At 72.0% G+C, this 20,073-nt stretch carries 19 protein-coding genes; 15 read left to right on the top strand and 4 right to left on the bottom strand.

What is annotated here, in order from left to right:
• Positions 1–109 precede the first annotated feature (109 nt).
• From QL987_RS12030 to QL987_RS12015, 4 genes are all read left to right on the top strand, one after another.
• The gene (locus QL987_RS12030) at positions 110–1,012 is read left to right on the top strand and encodes a sugar ABC transporter permease (protein WP_290157840.1); all 903 of its coding nucleotides are present in this window, start codon (positions 110–112) and stop codon (positions 1,010–1,012) included.
• Positions 1,009–1,932, top strand: coding sequence for a carbohydrate ABC transporter permease (locus tag QL987_RS12025; RefSeq protein ID WP_221851062.1), 924 nt, complete (start codon positions 1,009–1,011; stop codon positions 1,930–1,932). Before QL987_RS12030 ends, QL987_RS12025 begins: the two co-directional genes overlap by 4 nt.
• Positions 1,932–4,199, top strand: coding sequence for an alpha-xylosidase (yicI, locus tag QL987_RS12020; protein ID WP_290157839.1), 2,268 nt, complete (start codon positions 1,932–1,934; stop codon positions 4,197–4,199). The genes QL987_RS12025 and yicI overlap by 1 nt, the downstream gene beginning before the upstream one ends.
• 145 nt (positions 4,200–4,344) lie before the next feature.
• Positions 4,345–5,532, top strand: a complete 1,188-nt coding sequence (locus tag QL987_RS12015; protein ID WP_290157838.1) for an ROK family transcriptional regulator — start codon at positions 4,345–4,347, stop codon at positions 5,530–5,532.
• Between the two features lie 342 nt (positions 5,533–5,874).
• On the opposite strand, the gene QL987_RS12010 is transcribed toward QL987_RS12015, so the two are convergent.
• Entirely contained in the window at positions 5,875–6,642 is a 768-nt protein-coding gene (locus QL987_RS12010) for a glycosyltransferase family 2 protein (RefSeq protein ID WP_290157837.1), read from the bottom strand.
• 218 nt (positions 6,643–6,860) lie between these two features.
• Between QL987_RS12010 and QL987_RS12005 the strand changes: the two genes are divergently transcribed.
• From QL987_RS12005 to QL987_RS11985, 5 genes are all read left to right on the top strand, one after another.
• Entirely contained in the window at positions 6,861–7,211 is a 351-nt protein-coding gene (locus QL987_RS12005) for a hypothetical protein (protein ID WP_290157836.1), read from the top strand.
• Positions 7,212–7,356: 145 nt separating this feature from the next.
• The gene (locus QL987_RS12000; RefSeq protein WP_290157835.1) at positions 7,357–8,031 is read left to right on the top strand and encodes an HAD family hydrolase; all 675 of its coding nucleotides are present in this window, start codon (positions 7,357–7,359) and stop codon (positions 8,029–8,031) included.
• An 85-nt stretch (positions 8,032–8,116) separates the two neighbouring features.
• Positions 8,117–8,599, top strand: a complete 483-nt coding sequence (locus QL987_RS11995; protein ID WP_290157834.1) for a GNAT family N-acetyltransferase — start codon at positions 8,117–8,119, stop codon at positions 8,597–8,599.
• Between the two features lie 68 nt (positions 8,600–8,667).
• Positions 8,668–9,291: a TetR/AcrR family transcriptional regulator gene (locus QL987_RS11990; RefSeq protein ID WP_290157833.1), complete on the top strand. Its 624-nt coding sequence runs from the start codon at positions 8,668–8,670 to the stop codon at positions 9,289–9,291.
• A complete protein-coding gene (locus QL987_RS11985) occupies positions 9,288–11,030 on the top strand; it encodes an MDR family MFS transporter (protein ID WP_290157832.1) in 1,743 nt (580 codons plus the stop codon). The genes QL987_RS11990 and QL987_RS11985 overlap by 4 nt, the downstream gene beginning before the upstream one ends.
• Before the next feature lie 71 nt (positions 11,031–11,101).
• On the opposite strand, the gene QL987_RS11980 is transcribed toward QL987_RS11985, so the two are convergent.
• On the bottom strand, positions 11,102–12,112 hold the full coding sequence (locus QL987_RS11980; protein WP_290157831.1) for a LacI family DNA-binding transcriptional regulator: 1,011 nt from the start codon (positions 12,110–12,112) through the stop codon (positions 11,102–11,104).
• Between the two features lie 173 nt (positions 12,113–12,285).
• On the opposite strand from QL987_RS11980, the gene QL987_RS11975 reads away from it, so the two are divergent.
• From QL987_RS11975 to QL987_RS11955, 5 genes are all read left to right on the top strand, one after another.
• Positions 12,286–13,329: a nucleoside hydrolase gene (locus QL987_RS11975; RefSeq protein ID WP_290157830.1), complete on the top strand. Its 1,044-nt coding sequence runs from the start codon at positions 12,286–12,288 to the stop codon at positions 13,327–13,329.
• Positions 13,326–14,747, top strand: a complete 1,422-nt coding sequence (locus QL987_RS11970; protein ID WP_290157829.1) for an MFS transporter — start codon at positions 13,326–13,328, stop codon at positions 14,745–14,747. The genes QL987_RS11975 and QL987_RS11970 overlap by 4 nt, the downstream gene beginning before the upstream one ends.
• Positions 14,744–15,604: a ribokinase gene (locus tag QL987_RS11965; protein ID WP_290157828.1), complete on the top strand. Its 861-nt coding sequence runs from the start codon at positions 14,744–14,746 to the stop codon at positions 15,602–15,604. Before QL987_RS11970 ends, QL987_RS11965 begins: the two co-directional genes overlap by 4 nt.
• A 34-nt stretch (positions 15,605–15,638) precedes the next feature.
• On the top strand, positions 15,639–16,574 hold the full coding sequence (locus QL987_RS11960) for a Ppx/GppA family phosphatase (protein ID WP_290157827.1): 936 nt from the start codon (positions 15,639–15,641) through the stop codon (positions 16,572–16,574).
• Positions 16,575–16,750: 176 nt separating this feature from the next.
• Positions 16,751–17,569 carry a cupin domain-containing protein gene (locus tag QL987_RS11955; protein WP_290157826.1) on the top strand — a complete coding sequence of 273 codons (819 nt, stop codon included), beginning with the start codon at positions 16,751–16,753 and terminating at the stop codon, positions 17,567–17,569.
• 95 nt (positions 17,570–17,664) lie between these two features.
• Here QL987_RS11955 and QL987_RS11950 read toward each other — a convergent pair whose 3' ends face one another.
• A complete protein-coding gene (locus QL987_RS11950; RefSeq protein WP_221851022.1) occupies positions 17,665–18,270 on the bottom strand; it encodes an antibiotic biosynthesis monooxygenase in 606 nt (201 codons plus the stop codon).
• Between the two features lie 80 nt (positions 18,271–18,350).
• Positions 18,351–19,400 carry a Ku protein gene (locus QL987_RS11945; RefSeq protein ID WP_290157824.1) on the bottom strand — a complete coding sequence of 350 codons (1,050 nt, stop codon included), beginning with the start codon at positions 19,398–19,400 and terminating at the stop codon, positions 18,351–18,353.
• Positions 19,401–19,494: 94 nt separating this feature from the next.
• Between QL987_RS11945 and QL987_RS11940 the strand changes: the two genes are divergently transcribed.
• A complete protein-coding gene (locus QL987_RS11940; protein ID WP_290157823.1) occupies positions 19,495–20,052 on the top strand; it encodes a hypothetical protein in 558 nt (185 codons plus the stop codon).
• The last annotated feature ends 21 nt before the right edge of the window (positions 20,053–20,073 follow it).

Below are 20,073 nucleotides of genomic sequence, written 5' to 3'. Positions count from 1 at the left end.
GCCCCACCCCACTCCCCGGAAGGGAAGCCCGACGATGGCGTCCAGTCCTCCGATCGCGCCGCTCCGCGGCCGCGTCCCCCGCCCCCGCCGCCGCGACGACGGCGCGATCATGCCCGCCTCCGGCCGCGGCAGCTACTGGTTCTACCTGCTCCCCGGCTTCGTCCTGCTGGCCGCGATCATCCTCGTGCCGCTCGGCTGGAACGTGTACCTGTCGTTCACGAACTACCGCGGGATCCTGCCGCCGCAGTTCACCGGCCTGGACAACTGGCGCCGGCTGATGTCGGACGGGCAGTTCTGGATCTCGTTCCGGAACAGCATCGTGATGATCCTGGCGATGGTGATCGTGCCGACCAGCCTGGGCCTCGTCCTGGCCGCCGCGCTGTTCGACGTGATCGGCAAGAAGTTCGGCGGCAAGCTCGCCAGCTTCCTCCGCGCCACGTACTACCTGCCGCAGATCCTGCCCGCGGTGATCGCCGCGATCGTCATCGGGTGGATCCTCCGCCCGGAGAACGGTGCGCTCAACGCGGTGCTCGGCGCGGTCGGGCTCGACGGTCTGCAGCACAACTGGCTCGGCAGCCCGGACACCGCCCTGCTCTCCGTCGCGGTCGTGCTCGTCTGGGTGCAGATCGGCTACCCGGTCGTCGTGTTCATGGCGGCCCTGCAGCGCGTCGACCCGGAGCTGTACGAAGCGGCCGAGCTCGACGGCGCGAACTGGTTCCAGCGTTTCCGCTCCATCACGGTGCACATCATCCGACCCGAGATCTTCGTCGTCGTGCTCACCTGCACGATCGCCGCCCTCAAGGTGTTCGGCCCCGTGTACGCCCTCACCGGCGGCGGCCCCGGCAACGCGACCATCGTGCCGAGCTACTACTCGTACAGCCAGTTCTTCCAGGCGCAGCAGGTCGGGTACGGCGCGACCATCGCCACCGCGCTGACCGTCGTGATCGTCATCGTCGCCATCGGCTTCATCGCCGCCCAGACCCGGGCCGAACGCAAGGAGGAGGCACGATGACCGTGTCCGCACCCGACACCAGGGCGACCGTCACGGCGGACGCGGGGCGGGCCTCCCGTCCGACGGCGAAGCCGCGCAGGCGACCCGGCGAGGGCGGGCGCAAGCGGCCGTCCGACTGGGTCGTGCTCGCCGGCGGGATCGTCATCGCGGTGCTCATCGCGGCGCCGTTCCTGCTCATCCTGCTCAACTCGTTCAAGACGCCCGCGGACTACGCGGCCGGCGGCCCGCTCGCCTGGCCGACGCAGCTGTCCTTCGACGGCATCACCACGTTCTGGAACCGGGTCGACTTCCCGCTGAAGCTCTGGAACAGCGTGTTCATCAGCGGGATGGTGGCGCTGCTCGCGGTGCTCATCTCGATCCTCAACGCCTTCGCGATCGGCATCGGCCGGGTCCGCTACCGCACCTGGATCGTGGTGCTGTTCATGCTCGCGAACATGCTGCCGCAGGAGGTCCTGCTCTACCCGCTCTACATGATGTTCAAGGGCATCGGGCTGTACGACAACGTGTGGAGCGTGATCATCGTCTTCACGGTGATCCAGTCCGCGTTCGGCACCTACTTGCTGTCGAGCGTCTACGGCACCTTCCCGAAGGAGATCCTGGAGGCCGCCGCCCTCGACGGCGCCGGACGCTGGCGCGTGCTCTGGCGGGTCATCGTCCCGATCAGCCGGCCGACCCTGTCGGTCCTGCTCATCTTCTTCTTCATCTGGACGTGGAACGAGTTCCTCATCCCGCTGACCTTCCTGGTCAGCAACGACAACCAGACGGTCCCCGTCGCGATCTCCCTGCTGCAGGGCGACCGGCTGATGGACGTCACCACCACGAGCGCGTCGGCCCTGCTCGGCCTCATCCCGACGCTCGTGTTCTTCCTCATCTTCCAGCGCACCCTCGCGCGCGGCATCACGGCAGGAGCGGTCAAGTAATGAAGTTCACCGACGGGTTCTGGCAACTCAGGCCCGGAGTCCACCCCGTGTACGCCGCGGAGGCGTACGCCATCGACGCGCGGACCTCGCCGGAGGGTGACCGTCTGGTCGTCACCGCTCCGACGAAGGTCATCGCGTCGCGGGGTGACACCCTCAACCGTCCGACGCTCACCGTCTCGCTGTCGAGCCCGATGGAGGGCGTGGTGACGGTCCGCGTCGAGCACTTCCGGGCACCCCGCCCGGAGCTGTCGTTCGACCTGGTCGGGAAGGAGGCGGGGCACGGGTCCGCCACGGTCGCCGACGGTGTCGGGACCCTCACCTCCGGCGACCTGTCGGCCGTCGTCACGCCCGGGGCGCCGTGGGACCTGCGGTTCATGTCGACCGACGCGGGCGGCGCCGAGCGCGTGCTCACCGGCTCCGGCCACAAGTCGCTCGGGTACGTCACCCTCGACCCCGGCGCCGAGGTGTCCCGCGGTGTCGTCGGCAACGCCCGCGTCCAGGGCGCCGACGCTCCGACGTCCGACCGGTTCGTGCACGCGCAGCTCGACCTGGGCGTCGGGGAGCTCGTCTACGGACTCGGCGAACGGTTCGGGCCGCTCGTGAAGAACGGGCAGACCGTCGACATCTGGAACGCCGACGGTGGCACCTCGAGCGAGCAGGCGTACAAGAACGTGCCGTTCTACCTGACGAACCGCGGCTACGGCGTGCTCGTCGACCACCCCGGACACGTCTCGTTCGAGGTCGGGTCCGAGACCGTCGAGCGGGTGCAGTTCTCGGTACCGGGGGAGTCCCTGGTGTTCCACGTCATCGGCGGCGGCAGCCCGGCGGCGGTCCTCGAGCGGTACACCGCACTGACCGGCCGTCCGGCGCAGGTGCCGGCGTGGTCGTACGGCCTGTGGCTGTCGACCTCGTTCACCACGGACTACGACGAGGCCACCGTGACCTCGTTCGTCGACGAGATGGCCGCCCGCCAGCTGCCGGTGTCGGTGTTCCACTTCGACTGCTTCTGGATGCGGGAGTTCACCTGGTGTGACTTCGAGTGGGACCCCCGGGTGTTCCCGGACCCCACCGGCATGCTCGGACGGCTGCACGACAAGGACCTGCGGGTCTGCGTCTGGATCAACCCGTACATCGGGCAGGCGTCGACGCTGTTCGACGAGGCCGCCGAGGCCGGGTACCTGGTCCGGAACCCCGACGGCACCGTCTGGCAGTGGGACCTCTGGCAGGCCGGCATGGGGCTCGTGGACTTCACCAACCCGGATGCGACCGCCTGGTACCAGTCGAAGCTCCGCGCACTCGTCGACCAGGGCGTGGACTGCTTCAAGACCGACTTCGGGGAGCGGATCCCCCTCGACGTCGTCTACGCCGACGGCAGCGACCCCGAGCGGATGCACAACTGGTACACCCAGCTGTACAACCAGGCCGTGTTCGAGGTGCTGCAGGGGACCAAGGGCCCGGGCGACGCCGTCGTCTTCGCGCGCTCGGCGACCGCCGGCGGTCAGCAGATGCCGGTGCACTGGGGCGGGGACAACACCTCGTCGTTCCCGTCGATGGCGGAGACCCTGCGCGGCGGCCTGTCTCTCGCACTGTCCGGCTTCGGCTTCTGGTCGCACGACATCGGCGGCTTCGAGGGCACCCCGGACCCCGCGGTGTTCAAGCGCTGGGTGCAGTTCGGTCTGCTGTCGTCGCACAGCCGGTTCCACGGCAGCAGCTCCTACCGGGTCCCGTGGGCGTTCGACGAAGAAGCGGTCGACATCACCCGGGCGTTCACCGAACTGAAGCTCCGACTCATGCCGTACCTGTACGCGGCCGGGCTCGAGGCATCGGCGCGGGGCCTGCCGGTGATGCGCCCGATGCCGCTGGCGTTCCCCGACGACCCGACCGCCGCGTACTGCGACCGGCAGTACCTGCTCGGACCGGACCTGCTCGTCGCGCCGGTGTTCAGCGAGTCCGGCGACGTCGAGTACTGGCTGCCGGCGGGCTCGTGGACGAACTGGTTCACCGGCGAGGTCGTCACCGGCGGGGTCTGGCGGCGCGAGCGGCACGGGTTCGACACCCTGCCGCTGTGGGTCCGCGAGGGTGCGGTCCTGCCGCTGTCCACCCGCACCGACCGGCCGGACCACGACTACCACGAGGCGCTCGAGTTCCGGGCGTTCCCGGGTGCGGGGGGAGCGGGCTCGCGGGAGGTCGTCGTGACGTCCCCGGACGGCCGCGCGGTCACGTACCCGGTGTCGTTCGCGGCGGACGGCACGGTCACCTCCGGCTGAACCCCGTTCGCCCGTTCGCGCTGAGCGACAGTCCTCGCGGCCTGGACCACGAGCGCTGTCGCTCAGCGCGAACCGCGCGGACGGGCCGCGCCACCCCGGCAGCGCGGGCCGCACTACGCTGGCGGGACGGACGATCGGAGCGGACATGTCGGAGGCGAGCACTGCCTCCCGTCCGGTGCGCACCACGGACGTCGTCCGCCGCCGCAACCTGGCCCGGGTCCTGCGCCTGGTCCACGAGCGCGGGCCGATGCCCCGCTCGGCGCTGACGCGTGAGACCGGCCTGAACCGTTCGACGGTCGCCGCTCTGGTCGGTGAGCTCGTCGACCTCGGCCTCGTCGTCGAGGGGGACGCCCCACCCGCGACCGGCGTCGGCCGTCCGAGCGCCACCGTGTCCGCGTCCGCCCAGGTCGTCGCACTCGGCATCGTGCCCGAGATCGACGCCGTGACCCTGGCGGTCATCGGCCTCGACGGCACCGAGCACGAACGCCGGACCGTCCGCACCACCTCGGTCTCGACGCCCGGCGAGGCCCTCGCCATCGCCAGCGACCTCGTCGCCGCGGCCACCGATCAGCAGCGGGACGCGGGCCGTCGGGTCGTCGGCATCGCGGTGTCCGTCCCCGGGATCGTCCGCGTCGGCGACGGCGTCGTCCGGTACGCCCCGCACCTGGCCTGGCGCGACGAGGCCTTCGCCGCACCCCTCGCCGAGCGCACCGGCCTGCCCGTCCGCGCCGCGAACGACGCGAACCTCGGCGTCACGGCCGAGTTCCTCTACGGCGCCGGCCGCGGCGCCACGGACGTCGTCTACGTCAACGGCGGTGCGAGCGGCATCGGTGGCGGCATCATCACCGGCGGGCGGCCCCTCGCCGGAGCTGCCGGGTACGCGGGGGAGCTCGGCCACACCTTCGTCGCCGCGAACGGCATCCGCTGCCACTGCGGTGCGGTCGGGTGCCTGGAGACCGAAGCCTCGCAGGCCGCACTGCTCGACGCGGCGGGGCTCGGGATCGACGAGGCCGACCGACTCGGCGACGTCCTGGCCGACGGGCCCGCACCGGCCCTCGCAGCGGTCGTCGACCGGCAGGTCACCGCGCTCGCCGTCGCCATCCGCAACGTCGTGCACACCGTGAACCCGGACGTCGTCGTCCTGGGCGGGTTCCTCGGCACGCTGCTCCGGCACGTCGGGACCCGGCTCGAGGACGCGGTCCGCGCGCAGACGATGACCGCGATGGGCGAGGACCTGCGGATCGTGCCGGCAGAACTCGTCGGCAGCGTGCTGTTCCGCGGTGCGGCCGAGCTGGCGTTCGCGTCGGTGCTGGCCGACCCCACGGCTGGCTGAGGCCGCCGGCGCCGGTCGCCGGTCGCCGGTCGCGGGTCGCCGGTCGCGGCGGACGGGAGGCTCGGCACCGGACCGCGGGGGAGCCTCCAGGCCGGCGGGCGGCCGAGAGGGATCGCGGACGCCCGCCGCCGTTCGGGTCAGGGGCGGGCGTCCACGGCCTGCGCGTGCCTCCGGGAGTGGCAGGCGCGTGTCGTCGCTCCACGAGGTCAGGGTCCCTCGGGTGCCCTTCGGCAGGGCGACTCGATGGACGCTACGCCGTCCGTCCGGACTGTGTACAGGCTGCGCCGAACGGATCACGCCGTCGACCGGTGGTCCCACCGGCAGCTGGTCGGTCGGAACCGGTCAGCGGCCGCGCCACCACGCGTGCGTGCGCCCGCGGTTCCGCCAGTCCGTCCGCAGCCGTCGCGCCCACCGCCGCGGCGGCGACCCCCGCCGGCCGTTCACCCGGAACGTGTGGAACGCACGCCGGGCACGTCGGACGGCGGACGGGAGGCTCGCGAACGGTCGCGCGGACACCCGCACGGTGAGCGCGGGGTCGGCGATCACCCGCCACTCCGGGTCGAACTGCATGCTCAGGTCGATGTCGTCGTGCACCTCGGGGTCGTCGCGGTGCACCCGGTCGCGGACCGCGAGCCACGTCGACCGGCGGAGGGCCATCGCGGACCCGAACAGCGGCGGGCGGGAGAGTGCGCCGCGCATGAGCACGAAGTACGGCCGCATGTAGAGGACCGGCCAGACGACCCGTACGAGTGCGCCAGCGTCGGACGGCCGGCCGGGCCCGGTGACGGCGACGACGTCCGGGTCCTCGAGCAGGTCGAGGGCGGTGGCGATCCAGTGCGGCGGTGGCACGGAGTCCGCGTCGAGCCGGACGATGACGTCACCCTCGGCGGTGTCGTACCCGCGGGACGAGGCCCGGGCGATCCCGCGGACCGGTTCGGTGCAGACGACGGCGCCGGCTGCCCGGGCCACGGCCACGCTGTCGTCGGAGCTGCCGTTGTCGACGACGACCACCTCGTCGGCGGGCCGGGTCTGTGCCTCCAGGGCTGACAAGCAGCGGCGGAGGTGCGCGGCGTCGTCCAGCACGGGGACCACGACGGACACGGACGGCATGGCTCGAGCCAACCGGAGCGCCGCTGTGAGGGGCGTCCGTTTCGCTCCTGCTCTGGCGTTCCGGGGAGGGTCCGCGCGGGATCCGCGCAGATCGGCGGTCCTGGAACCCGTCCCAGAGGTCCCCGCGCAGGTTCAGGTCCAACGCAGCGGGTGCACCGCCCGCCGCCGACTCGGCACGGTCGAGCGTCTCGGGCTCGGGATCGAGCGCCGCGGGCTCCGTGGAGGACACCGCGTCGCGCGGCGTCGAGAAGGCGAAGGGCAACCCGCTCGCCGTCGGCCTCATCGCCTTCGGTGTCGGCTGGCTCGCGTCGTCGCTCCTGCCCTCCTCCACGAAGGAGGAGGAGCTCGCCGGTGAGCTGAAGGACAAGACCGCTCCGCTCGTCGACAAGGCGAAGGAGCAGGCGAAGGACGTCGGCGCCCCGCTCCTCGACGCCGCCAAGGAGCACGCGCAGGACCTCACGGGCACCGCGCGGGACGCGGCGCAGACGGTCAAGGACGAGGCGCAGGGTGCCGCGTCCGACGTGCAGGACAACGCGCGGTCGTCCGCGGACGACGTCCGCAACGCCTGATCGCGTCGGCACTGACGTCAGCACCTGACGGACGGGAGGCCCGGGACCAGCTGGTCCCGGGCCTCCCGTCCGTCTCGTGCACCGTCCACCGCGCCCTCCGGCGCACCTGAGGTGCCGGTCGTCGCCCACGGAGCAGGGTGGAGCCATGTCCGACACCCCCACCACCGCCGTCCTGTTCGACATCGACGGCACCCTGGCCGACTCGAACTACGCCCACATCGACGCCTGGTGGCGGGCCTTCCGCGCGGCGGGGGAGTCCGTCGACGCCTGGCGCATCCACCGGGCGATCGGCATGGACTCGTCGAAGCTGCTCGAGTCGCTGCTGCCGGACGCCTCCGAGGAGACCCGGGACACCGCGAAGCAGTTCCACACCGCCTTCTACTCCGAGCACATGCCGCAGCTGCGCCTGCTGCCCGGTGCGCGCGACCTGCTCGAGGCGGTCGCCGGTCGCGGGCACGCCGTGGCGCTGGCGACCAGTGCCCCGCAGAACGAGCTCGACCGGCTGCTCGAACTCCTCGACGCCGAGGAGTGGATCGCCGCCGTCACGAGCAGCGAGGACGTCGAGCAGGCGAAGCCGGACCCCGGGATCATCGAGGTCGCGCTGCAGAAGGCCGGCGTCGACGCGGACCACGCCGTGATGGTCGGCGACGCGATGTGGGACGTCGAGTCGGCGGAGCGCGTCGGCGTGACGTGCATCGGCGTGATGACCGGCGGGATCGGCGGCGACGAGCTGCGCGGTGCCGGTGCCGCGGCCGTGTACGACGACGCGGCGGCGCTGCTCGAGGACCTCGACGGCAGCCCGATCGGTTCGCTCGGCTGACGCTGCCCGTCCCACGGCGCCGTGTCGGCCGGAGCGCGCACCGGCGTGTGGGCGCCGTCGTCGGTCCGTGTCAGGATGGACGACCGTGATCACCATCGAGCGCGTGCCCTGGGAAGACCCGCGCGGAGTCGCACTCCGCGCGACCATGGACGAGGAGATGCACGAGCGCTACGGCGACGGGAACCCCGGTGAAGCCCCCGAGATCTCGGCCGAGCGCAGCCGCGTGCTGTCCGTCGACCCGAGCACCGTCGTGACGTCCCTGCTCGCCGTCGACGAGGACGGGACGGTCCTCGGCCACATCGCCGTCCGACGGCTCGGGGACGAGATCGAGCTGAAGCGCCTCATCGTCCTGGCCGCCGCCCGGGGCAAGGGCGCCGCCACCGTGCTCCTGGACGAGTGCGCGCGGGTCGGCCGCGAGCAGGGTGCCAGCCGTCTGATCCTGCAGACCGGTGACAAGCAGCCCGAGGCCGTGGCACTGTACGAGAAGACCGGGTGGGACCGCATCGACGTGTACGAGCCGTACGCCGAGACGATGCCGTGGTCGTACTGCTTCGCGAAGGCGATCTGACCCAGACGTCACTGGGAGTTCACCACTGGTGAATTGCACTCTTGCAGAAGGAGTGCAAGTATCAGCCGGTGACCACCGCTGAACGCACCCGTGCCCTCCGGCGCAGCATGGTGTCCGAAGCGCGCCGCGCGGTCGTCGACGGCGGGCTACAGGGCTTCACCATCGAGCAGCTCTGCGAGCGCGTCGGCGTCTCCCGCCGCACCTTCTTCAACCACTTCGCGTCGAAGGAGGACGTGGTCCTCGGCATCGAGCTCAACGCCGACACCGCACTGCTCGCCGCGTACGCCGAGGGCACCGTCGTCCCGACGACCCTGGCTCCGCTGCCGTCCGTCATCGCGCTCATCATCGAGCAGCTGCACGTCGCCGGCATCGACCGCGCCGACGAGGCCTTGGTCCGGCACGTCTTCGAACGGGAGCCCGCCCTCACCGCGCGGTTCCTGTCCGCCACGGACACGCAGATCCAGAGGGTCGCCGACGCCGTCCGCCGGCGTTTCGCCTGGCACGACCTGGCCGACCCGCGCGCCCGCCTGGTGGCCGAGGCCGCCGTCGGAGTCATCCGGGTCAGCGCCGGCACGTACTTCGCCGACGACTTCGACGAGGCGTCCGGACCCCGGTTCGACGAGCTCCTCGACACCAACCTCCGTCTCATGACGGAAGCCATCACCATCCCCGCCCAGGAAGGCACCTCATGAGCGCATCCGCGCCGAGCACCACCCGCCGGGGTCGCCAGCAGGCCGACGGGCCGCTGCTCCTGACCCAGCGCCGCATCTGGATCATCTTCTCGGCGCTCATCGCCGGGATGCTGCTCTCCAGCCTCGACCAGACCATCGTCTCGACCGCCATGCCCACGATCGTCGGCGAACTCGGCGGCGTCGCACACCAGGCGTGGATCACGACCGGGTACCTGCTCGCGTCGACGATCGTGATGCCGATCTACGGCAAGTTCGGTGACGTCATCGGTCGCCGCAACCTGTTCCTCGTCGCCATCGCCCTGTTCACGCTGGCGTCCCTCGGCTGTGCACTGTCGACCGACTTCTGGCAGTTCGTGGTGTTCCGCGCGCTGCAGGGCCTGGGTGGCGGTGGGCTCATGATCCTGTCGCAGGCGATCATCGCCGACATCGTGCCGGCCTCTCAGCGCGGCAAGTACCTCGGCCCGCTCGGTGCGATCTTCGGCCTCTCCGCCGTCGGTGGCCCGCTGCTCGGTGGGTTCTTCGTCGACCACATGACCTGGAACTGGGCGTTCTGGATCAACATCCCGGTCGGCATCGCGGCCTTCGCCGTCGCGTGGTTCGCCCTGACCCTGCCGAGCAAGAAGGCGACGAAGCGGATCGACGTGCTCGGTGTCGCCCTGCTGTCCGCCACCACTGCGTGCCTGGTGTTCTTCACCGAGTTCGGCGGCAACCGCCAGCACGGCTGGGGTGCGCCGGAGACGTGGGCGTGGGGTGCCGGCTTCCTCGTCGCGGCCGCGTCGTTCGTGCTCGTCGAGTCGCGGGCGCAGGACCCGATCATCCCGCTGTCGTTCTTCCGCAACCGCACGTTCGTCATCGCGACGGCGATCGGCTTCGTGCTCGGTCTCGGCATGTTCGCAGCGATCGGCTTCGTGCCGACGTTCCTGCAGATGGCCTCGGGCACGTCCGCCGCGGTCTCCGGGCTGCTGATGCTGCCGATGATGGTCGGCCTGATCGGCACCTCGATCCTGTCCGGCACGCTCATCACGAAGACCGGCCGCTACCGCGCGTTCCCGATCATCGGCACGATCGTGGTCGGCATCGCGATGCTCGGCATGACCTCGCTGGCCGCGAGCACCCCGATCTGGCTGATCTGCGTCTACCTGTTCGTGTTCGGCGCCGGCCTGGGCCTGATCATGCAGGTCGTGGTCCTGGTCGCGCAGAACGCCGTACCGCCCGAGCAGGTCGGTACCGCCACCTCGACGAACAACTACTTCCGCGAGGTCGGCGCCTCCCTCGGCGTCGCCGTCTTCGGTGCGCTCTTCACGTCCCGCCTGACCGATGCGCTGACCGACGTCTTCCGCGGTGCCGGGGGCAGCGCGACCGACGCGGCCAGTGCCAGCTCGAGCATCGACCCGACCTCGCTGTCGAAGCTGCCGCAGGCGGTGCAGGACGGCATCGTGAACGCGTACGCCGACTCGCTGTCGCCGGTGTTCTGGTACCTGCTGCCGTTCATCGCCGCCGCGCTCGTGCTCGCGCTCTTCATCCCGCAGATGCAGCTGGCGGACGTCGCCGGCATGGTCGCCCGTGGCGAGGCCGTCGGTGGCGACGAGGCCGACGCGCTCGAGCGGGCACGACGGGACGGCACGGCTCCGGCCGCGGCCCAGCCCGACGCGACGCAGCCCGAGGCCCGCCAGCCCGACGCACCCGAGCCGGTGGGCTCGCCGACGGGATCGGTGTCGACCGCCCGGCACGACGAGTAGTCGCGACCAGGTGACGGACGGGAGGCGCGGTGCCAGCGGGTGCCGCGCCTCCCGTCCGTCGTGTGGCCGGGTCAGGCGCCCGTGCTCGCGCGGGGGACCAGGCGGGTGGGCAGGGCCGGGTCCGGCGCCTCGACGCCGTCGAGCGTCGCGAGGAGCCGGAGTGCCGCCGCGCGCCCGAGGTCGGCGCCGGGGAGGGCGACGCTCGTCAGGCTCGGCGCGGTGACCGAGGACGACGGCAGGTCGTCGAAGCCGGCGACGGCCAGGGACGTCGGCACCGCGATGCCCCGCTCGGCAGCGACGCGCAGCACCCCGTAGGCGAGCGTGTCCGCGGCCGCGACGACGGCGGTGACCCTGTCGGCGAGCCAGGCGTCGACGACCTGCCCGACGGCGCTCGCGGCGGCGTCGATCGTCAGGTCGGCCTGCGCCTGGACGGGTGACACCGTGATGCCGACCGCGGTGCACGCCTGCCCGAACAGCGTGCGGCGGACCGCGAACGTCGTCGCACGTGACGTCCCGTCGAGGTAGGCGACCCGACGGTGTCCGGCGGCGGCGAGGTGGGCGACCAGCGCCTCCACCCCGGCGGTCAGGTCGTAGTTGACCGCGCCCGGACCGCCGGGGGCGTCGAGCAGGACGACGGGGACGCTCGCGGCCATCGACGCGTGCTCGGCCGGGGCGTCCACCAGGATGCCGGCCGGGCGGAGTCGCTCGAAGCGGCGGACGTCGGCGTCCACCGGCTGTTCGCCGCGCTCGGTCACGGACAGCACGAGCTGGAAGCGGTCGCCCATGGTGTCGCGGACGCCGCGGATGACCTCGGCGAAGAACGGGTTCGACAGGTCGGGGGCGATGAGCACGACGAGGTCGCCGCTGCCCCGCGCCAGGGAGCTCGCCGCGTGGTCGACGACGTAGCCGAGCTGCTCGACGGCGTCGCGGACCCGGTCGGCGATGGGCGTCGAGACGCGTCCGCGGTCCTTGCCGTTCACGACGAGGGAGACCGTGGCGATGCTCGTGCCGGCGCGTTCGGCGACCATCGCGGCGGTCACCCGACCGGACGGAGCGGGGCGACTGCGCGGGCTCGTGGGCACGGGTCGATGCTAGCGACGGCCGTGCATGCAGAATCCCGGCGACTTGACGTCAAGCGCTTGATGCTGTGTGATGTCAAACGCTTGACGCGGCGTGCATGGCGCGTCAGGCCCTGACCTCCTGCCGGCCGCCCGCACCCCGGGCACCCGGCTCCCCGACGAAGTGGAGCACCCCCGTGTCCGACGCCCCGCGCACCCCCGCGAAGATCATCCTCGACTGCGACCCCGGCCACGACGACGCCGTCGCGATGCTGCTCGCCCACGGCAACCCGGACATCGAGCTCCTCGCCGTCACCACCGTCGTCGGCAACCAGACCCTCCCGAAGGTCACACGGAACGCGCTCGCCGTCGCCCGCATCGCCGGGATCACCGGCGTGCCCTTCGCCGCCGGCGCCGCACGGCCGCTGCTCCGCCAGGTCGAGGTCGCCCCCGAGATCCACGGCGAGAGCGGCCTGGACGGACCAGTCCTGCCGGAGCCGTCGTTCGACCTCGACGAGCGGCACGCGGTCGACCTGATCATCGACACCGTGATGGCCCACGAGCCCGGCACCGTCACGATCGTGCCGACCGCCGGCCTCACCAACATCGCGCTCGCCGTCCGCAAGGAGCCGCGCATCGTCGAGCGCGTCAAGCAGGTCGTGCTGATGGGCGGCGGCGTCCACGTCGGCAACTGGAGCCCGGTCGCCGAGTTCAACATCGTCATCGACCCCGAAGCCGCGTCGATCGTGTTCGACGCCGGCTGGGACGTCGTCATGGTCGGACTCGACCTCACCCACCAGGCGCTCGCCACCCCCGAGGTCGCCGCCCGCATCGCCGCCGTCGGCACCGGGCCCGCCGCCTTCGTGGGGGAGCTCCTCGACTTCTTCGGCAAGGCGTACCAAGACGTACAGGGGTTCGACGCCCCGCCGGTGCACGACCCCTGCGCCGTGGCGTACGTCATCGACCCGACGATCGTCCGGGCCGTGAAGGTGCCGATCCGCGTCGAGACCCAGGGGACCCTGACCCTCGGCATGACCGTCGCCGACTTCCGCTCCCCGGCGCCCGCGGACTGCCGGACGAGCGCCGCCATGGAACTCGACCACGGCCGGTTCTGGGACCTGGTCGTCGACGCCCTCGAGCGCATCGGCGAGACGCCCGACACCGGCTGGACGCCCCACGCCGCCGCCGACGGCATCGACGCCGGCCTGACCACGCAGCCGACCGCCGCGACGGAGGCGTGAGCGCCGTGAAACCGATCGGTGCGCTCACCGCAGCGCTGCTGGCCGCGTGCATCGCGTTCCAGCTCAACGCCAGCATGCTCAGCCCCGCCCTCGTCACGATGGCGCGCGAACTCAATACGGACGACGCCACGATCGGCCTGTCCCAGACGCTGTACTTCACGCTCGCTGCACTGTTCTCGCTGTTCCTGCCCCGACTGTCGGACATCGTCGGCCGCAAGCGGGTGCTCGTCGCCATGCTCGCCGTGATGTTCGTCGGCTCCGTCGTCGCCGCCCTCGCGGTGAACGTCCCGATGCTGTTCACCGGCCGCATCATCCAGGGCGTCACCGGCCCGGTCGTCCCGATCAGCCTGCTCGTCCTGCGCAACGAGATCAGCGACCCGAAGCGCTACGGCGCCGCCCTCGGGCTGCTCACCGCGGTGAACGGCGGCATCGCCGGCATCGACGCCCTCGCCGGCGGCTGGATCGCGACCCACTTCGGCTTCCGCGGGATCTTCTGGGTGATCGCGATCGTCACGGTCATCGCCCTCGCGCTCGTCGCGAAGTGGGGTGTCGAGTCCCGCCCGTCCGCCGGCACCCGGATGGACTGGGTCGGCGTCGTGCCGCTCGTCGTCTCGGTCGGCGCACTGCTCACCGCCTTCAACGAGGCCGGCAAGCTCGGCGACGCGGACCCCGTGCTCGTGGTCGGCGGTGTGGTCGTCGCGCTCGCCGCCTTCGCCGTGTTCTGGGCCGTCGAGTCGCGGGTCCGCGAACCGCTCGTCCAGACCCGGTTCCTCAAGCGCCGGGCCACATGGGCACTGCTCGCCACGACGTTCCTCACGATGACCGGGGTGTTCGCCGTCGTCAACGGGCTCGTCACCTCGCTCGCCCAGAACGGCGACGCGGGCTTCGGGATGGAGGCCGACCTCGCCTCCCTCGTGTTCCTCACGCCGTACGCGCTGGTCGGCTGGGTCGTCGGGCCCTTCGCCGGCCGGCTCGCGCCGACCCTCGGCTACCGCGCCGTCCTGCGCGTCGGCCTGGTCGGCAGCATCGTCGCCACCGTCCTGATGGCGGTCGTCGGGGTGCACTCGCTGCCGGTGCTCGTCACCGCCACGGTGCTGATCGGCATCACCTACGCCGGCATCGCGAACATCATCCTCAACGGCCTGGGCATCGTGCTGTCGCCGGACTCGAACCCCGGCTTCCTGCCCGGACTCAACGCCGGCGCGTTCAACCTCGGCGCCGGCGTCAGCTTCGCCGTGCTGCCGGCGCTGCAGATCGCGCTCGGGGTCGGCGGTTCCTCGGGCACCGCCGGGTACTCCGGTGGGATGCTGCTCGGTGCCGTGATCACCACCGCTGCCCTGGCGACCTCGTTCCTCATCCCCCGACCAGAGGCCGCCGAGACCGGTACCGCCGTCCCGCAGAAGGAGACCGTCCGATGACCGACACGATCGTGATCGTCGGGTCGCTGAACGCGGACCTCGTCGTCCGCACCGAGCGCTTCCCGCAGCCGGGGGAGACCCTGCACGGCTCCGACCTGGCGACCCTGCCCGGCGGCAAGTCCGCCAACCAGGCCGTCGCGGCCGGGCGGCTCGGAGGCACCGTCCGCATGGTCGGCGCGGTCGGCGACGACGGCAACGGCACGCTGCTCCGCGACTCCGTCGCGGCCTCCGGCGCGGACACCACCCACGTCGTGGTCCGGCCCGACACCGCCACCGGCACGGCCGTCATCACCGTCGACGGCCGTGGCGAGAACACCATCGTCATCTCCGGCGGCGCCAACGCCACGCTCTCGCCCGACGACCTGCCCGCCGACGTCTTCCACGACGCCGCCGTGCTCGGGCTCTGCCTCGAGGTCCCGATGGACGCGGTGCTCGCCGCCGCCCGGGCCGCACACGCCGCGGGGGTGACCGTGTTGACGAACCTGTCCCCGTTCGGTGCCGTCCCGCCGGAGCTCCTCGAGCTGACCGACGTCCTGCTCGTCAACGAGCACGAGGCCGCCGCGCTCGGCGACCACGGTGTGCAGCGCTCGATCGTCACCCGGGGCGGGGACGGCTCGGTCGTGCACGACGGGGACGCTCGGCCGGTCGAGGTCCCCGCCGTGCCCGTGGACGCGGTCGACACCACGGGGTGCGGGGACGCCTTCATGGGAGCGGTCGCACTGCGGCTCGCCGCGGGGGACACGTTGGTCGAGGCTGCGCGGTTCGCCGCCGGGGTCGGCGCCTACGCGGCGACCGGTGCCGGCGCACAGGCGTCCTACCCGACCACCGCACAGCTGGAGGCGTTCCTCGGGACGTGATCCGGGCCTCCCGCCCGACCGCTACCGTGGGCGCATGCGCGTCGGAGTCCTCGACATCGGTTCGAACACCGGTCACCTGCTCGTCGTCGACGCCCACGGGGGTGCTGCCCCGCTGCCCGCGTCGTCGTTCAAGCGCCCGCTGCGGCTCGCTGAACACCTGGACGACCGGGGCGCGGTGACGCCGGTCGGCATCGATGCACTGACCGACTTCGTGGCGGAGTCCGTCCGCGTCGCCGAGGACCGCGGCTGCGAGGACATGCTCGGGTTCGCGACGTCCGCCGTCCGCGACGCCGTGAACTCCGAAGCCGTCCTCGCCCACGTGCAGGAGCAGACCGGGGTGGAGCTCGCCGTGCTCTCCGGGTCGGACGAGGCCCGGCTGACCTTCCTGGCCGTGCGCCGCTGGTTCGGCTGGTCCGCCGGACGACTCGCGGTGTTCGACATCGGCGGGGGCTCGCTCGAGATCGCCGGCGGTGCGGACGAGGCGCCCGACGTCGCCTGGTCGATGCCGATCGGAGCCGCACGGCTGGCCCGCACCTACTTCGCTGCCGGCACCCCCAGCCCGGACGAGCTGCGCCGGGTCCGGCACGAGGTCCGCGTCGAGATCGCCCGCGAAGCCGGCCGGCTGCTGCGGTCCGGAGCGCCGGACCGTGCCGTGGCCACCTCGAAGACGTTCCGCTCCATCGCCCGGATCTGCGGCGCAGCGCCCTCGGCCGCGGGGCCGCTCGTGCCGCGCGTGCTCGACGGGGCGGGGCTCCGGGACCGGCTGCCGGCGCTCCTGACCATGTCGGTCGACGAGCTCGGCACGCTGCCCGGGGTCTCGCCGAGCCGGGCGCACCAGGTCGTGCCGGGGGCGCTCGTCGCCGAGGCGTGCCTGGACATCTTCGACCTGCCCGCGCTGGAGATCTGCCCGTGGGCGCTCCGCGAGGGCGTGATCCTCGAGCGGCTGGACCAGCTGTCGGTCCTCGGCTGACCCCTCGCAAAACGCAACCTCGGCGTTCCTGCGGCACGGTACTGCGTTGCGGGTCGTCGGCGACGTTGCGTCTTGCGAAGTGCGCGCTCGCTGAGCAAGTCCTCGTGCCACGTCGACCACCGTCCCAGACCGGTGCACCACGATCGAGCGACAGCCCAGCCACCGAGAGGACCACGATGACCGGACTCGCCCCCACGACCACCCTGCTCGCCACCGTCGACGGACCGGACGGCAGCACCTACGAGGTCCGGCACGCGGTGTTCCCGCCGGGGTCCACGACCGGGTGGCACCGGCACGACGCCCGCCAGACGGGTCTCGTGGTCCGGGGCGAGCTGACGCACGCCAGCCCGGAAGCGACGCATGCCGTCGGCCCGGGTCACGCGCTCGTCGAGGAGCCGCGCATCGTGCACGAGGGCCGGGCTACCGGGACGGACGACACCGAGCTCCTGTACGTCGCACACCGCCTGCCCGGGACCGAGATCGCGACGCCGGCCGATCCGCCGGCCGCCGTCGGCCCGGTGCGCGGCTCGCACGTCACCGTCGCCCTCGGACTGCCCGTGTTCGTGCACGCCCTGCGCTACACCGCCATGTACGGCCCGAAGCCGTTCGCCGAAGCGCTGCTGGTCTACCGCGACAACGGGACGTACACGATCCTCTCGCCGGGAGAGGACCACCACGGCTGCTACGTCTCGGCCACCGCCATCGACGCGGGCACCCCGCCGCGCCACGTCGCCTTCATGTCGTGGCCGTCCGCGGACTGGGACAGCAACGTCGCCGCGCACACGCTGACCTTCGCGGCGGACACCGGTGCGTTCACGCAGGAGCTCCGGCTGCCCGGGGACGCCGTCCCCCGAGCACAGCACGGGTTCGCGGCGCCCGTCGAGGGTCAGGAGTCGATCGACGTGACCGCGGGCTGGAGCGCCCTGCGGCAGACCCACGACGACACGTTCGCGGGGCTCGCCGCCCGCGCTGCCGCTTCCGGCACGGCGCGCTGACCCGGCGCGCTGGCTCGGCGCCCCCGAAACGAAACGTCGGCGACTCCTCGCATCGGTATCTCGTTGCGGGCAGCCGCCGACGTTGCGTTTCGCGATCAGGGGCGGCGGGGCGGGGCCAGCAACCAGGGGCGGATCAGCTTCGTCACGAACGGCAGCACCCAGAACGTCATGATCGGCGTCAGCACCAGCGTCGTGATGAGCACCCGGGGCAGCGCTGCCAGGTGCGCGAAGGACGGCAGCAGCCAGCCGACCAGGACCGTGAAGACCAGGTTGACGGGGAAGAACCCGAGCCAGATGCTCACCGCCTGCTTCCACCGCGGCGGGGCGCTCGAGGCCGGGGCGTCCTGCGGGACGTCGAACCACCCCTCGATGCCGGTCCGCTTCTCGACGCGGGACTCCACGACGAGGTCCCGTCCCAGGTCGAGCCAACGCAGCCGGTCGTCGGAGTTCTCCCACGTGGACAGGGAGTCGTGGTCGGCGAAGCGGTAGAGCATGTGCCACTCGCGGGATCGGGCGGTCGAGCGGACCCACCCGGATCCGAGGAACCCGGGGTAGCGGTTGGCGAGGTTCACGCCGGACTGCACCCAGCGGGTGACCTCGGGGATCCGTTCGGGTTCGACCAGGCGGGTGATGGACACGGTGACGGGTGGGCCAGCGATCTCGGGTGATGATTGCAGGCTGCCAGGCTCTTGTGGAGTCATCCGACAAGTGTCGCGCTCCACGTGTTACACGCGCATGACGGCCGGACGGTGAGCGCAACGGCAACCGTGACGGGAGGCCCTCAGCTCGCCTTCTTCTTGGCGGGAGCCCGCTTCGCCGCCGGTTCCTTCGCCGCGGGTTCCTTCTTCGCGGGCGCCTTCTTCGCCGGTGCCTTCTTCGCGGGTGCCTTCACTGCCGCAGTCCGTTTCGCCGCCGGCTTCCGGTCGCCGGAGCCGTCCGCGTCGTCGCCCGAGCTGTCCGCGTCCTCGTGGGAGCCGGCCGCGCGCGATCGCGAGCCGCCCGAGGAACGCGACCCCGAGCCTCCCGACCGGGACCCACCGCCACGGTTCTTGTCGACCGACGCGCGCAGGGCGGCCATCAGGTCGATGACGTCACCGCCCGCGTCGTCGTCGTCCGACGATGCCTGCTCGCCGAACGTCTCGGCGGTGTCGACGTCGTCGCCCGCCTCGAGCTTGGCGTCGATGAGCTGTTGCAGCTCATCCTGGTACTCGTCCGTGTAGCGGTCCGGGTCGAAGTCGGTGGACATGCTCTCGACGAGCGAGGACGACATCTTCAGCTCGTTCGCGCTGACCTTCACCGAGGTGTCGAGTGCCGAGAAGTCAGCGGCGCGTACCTCGTCGCCCCAGAGCAGCCCCTGCAGCAGCAGCACGTCGTCGTGTACCCGCAGCACCCCGAGCCGTGTCTTCTGGCGGAGGGTGAACTGCACGATCGCGAGCCGGTCGGTCTGCTCGAGCGTCTTCCGGAGCAGCACGTACGCCTTCGGGGAGCGGGAGTCCGGTTCCAGGTAGTACGTCTTCTCGAACATCATCGGGTCGACCTGGTCGACGGGGACGAACTCCAGGACCTCGATCTCGTGCGATTGCTCCTGCGGCAGCTGCTTGAAGTCGTCGGGGGTCAGGACGACGGTCTTCTCACCGTCGTCGTAGGCGCGCTGGATGTCGCCGTACTCGACCTCGTGCCCGAGCTCGCAGACCCGCTTGTAGCGGATGCGGGCTTTGTCCTCGTCGTGGATCTGGTGCAGGGAGACGTCGTGCGTCTCGGTCGCCGCGTAGACCTTGATGGGCACGTTGACGAGCCCGAACGCGATGGAGCCCTTCCAGATCGACCTCATCCGCTCATGATGCTCGCACGCGCGCGAGGCGACCCCCAGTTCTGAGCGGATCGGCAGGTGCGGTGCGGAGCAGACGGGCGTATCGTCCCGCCTCATGACGGGGGAACGCAGTGTGACAGAGCAGTCGACAGCACAGACGTCGGCCACGACGGGGGATCGACTGGACGCAGCCGGGTGGGCGCAGCTCGCGTTCGGAGCGGCGGCCGGGCTGGCGACGGGTGTCGGGGTGGGCCTGTCGGCTCACGGCCCGTTCCCGTGGGTGACGGTCGTCGTGCTCGGGGTGGCGCTGGGCGTGGTGTTCCCCGTGGCCCTGTTGCGGGCGTGGTGGGCTCGGGGCGGCCGGGTCGCCGTGCTCGAGACGCGAGCCTGGGTCCGGTCCGGCCGTGTGCCGGACGAGGTCCCCGACACCGTGTGGCGTCCGCGGGTCCGCCAGCTGCTCGGCGACTCCTCGCGGCAGCTGCTCGGAGCGTGGGCCGCCGCGGTGGTCGCGTGCCTGTGGGCCGCCCTCGCGATCTCCGGAGAGACACGCGACTGGGCGTTCGCCGCGGTGTGGGCGGTCCTGGCGGCGGTCCAGTTCGTGCAGGTGCGCAAGGTGCGCCCGTCGGCGCGACGCCTGCTCGACGCACCGGCGCGCGTGGTCGCGTCCGTCTGACGTCGGCCGGTCCTCTCCTGC

This window comes from Curtobacterium sp. APC 4022, assembly GCF_030407555.1.
Lineage (GTDB): Bacteria > Actinomycetota > Actinomycetes > Actinomycetales > Microbacteriaceae > Curtobacterium.
This window is presented reverse-complemented; position numbering and strand designations above follow the sequence as displayed.

Coding starts and splice junctions, on each gene's coding strand:
- QL987_RS11940 (WP_290157823.1), top strand. CDS start 19,495: ATGACGGGGGAACGCAGTGTGACAGAGCAGTCGACAGCACAGACGTCG.
- QL987_RS11965 (WP_290157828.1), top strand. CDS start 14,744: ATGACCGACACGATCGTGATCGTCGGGTCGCTGAACGCGGACCTCGTC.
- QL987_RS11950 (WP_221851022.1), bottom strand. CDS start 18,270: ATGACTCCACAAGAGCCTGGCAGCCTGCAATCATCACCCGAGATCGCT.
- QL987_RS12030 (WP_290157840.1), top strand. CDS start 110: ATGCCCGCCTCCGGCCGCGGCAGCTACTGGTTCTACCTGCTCCCCGGC.
- QL987_RS11960 (WP_290157827.1), top strand. CDS start 15,639: ATGCGCGTCGGAGTCCTCGACATCGGTTCGAACACCGGTCACCTGCTC.
- QL987_RS11955 (WP_290157826.1), top strand. CDS start 16,751: ATGACCGGACTCGCCCCCACGACCACCCTGCTCGCCACCGTCGACGGA.
- QL987_RS11985 (WP_290157832.1), top strand. CDS start 9,288: ATGAGCGCATCCGCGCCGAGCACCACCCGCCGGGGTCGCCAGCAGGCC.
- QL987_RS12025 (WP_221851062.1), top strand. CDS start 1,009: ATGACCGTGTCCGCACCCGACACCAGGGCGACCGTCACGGCGGACGCG.
- QL987_RS11945 (WP_290157824.1), bottom strand. CDS start 19,400: ATGAGGTCGATCTGGAAGGGCTCCATCGCGTTCGGGCTCGTCAACGTG.
- QL987_RS12015 (WP_290157838.1), top strand. CDS start 4,345: ATGTCGGAGGCGAGCACTGCCTCCCGTCCGGTGCGCACCACGGACGTC.
- QL987_RS12010 (WP_290157837.1), bottom strand. CDS start 6,642: ATGCCGTCCGTGTCCGTCGTGGTCCCCGTGCTGGACGACGCCGCGCAC.
- QL987_RS12000 (WP_290157835.1), top strand. CDS start 7,357: ATGTCCGACACCCCCACCACCGCCGTCCTGTTCGACATCGACGGCACC.
- yicI (WP_290157839.1), top strand. CDS start 1,932: ATGAAGTTCACCGACGGGTTCTGGCAACTCAGGCCCGGAGTCCACCCC.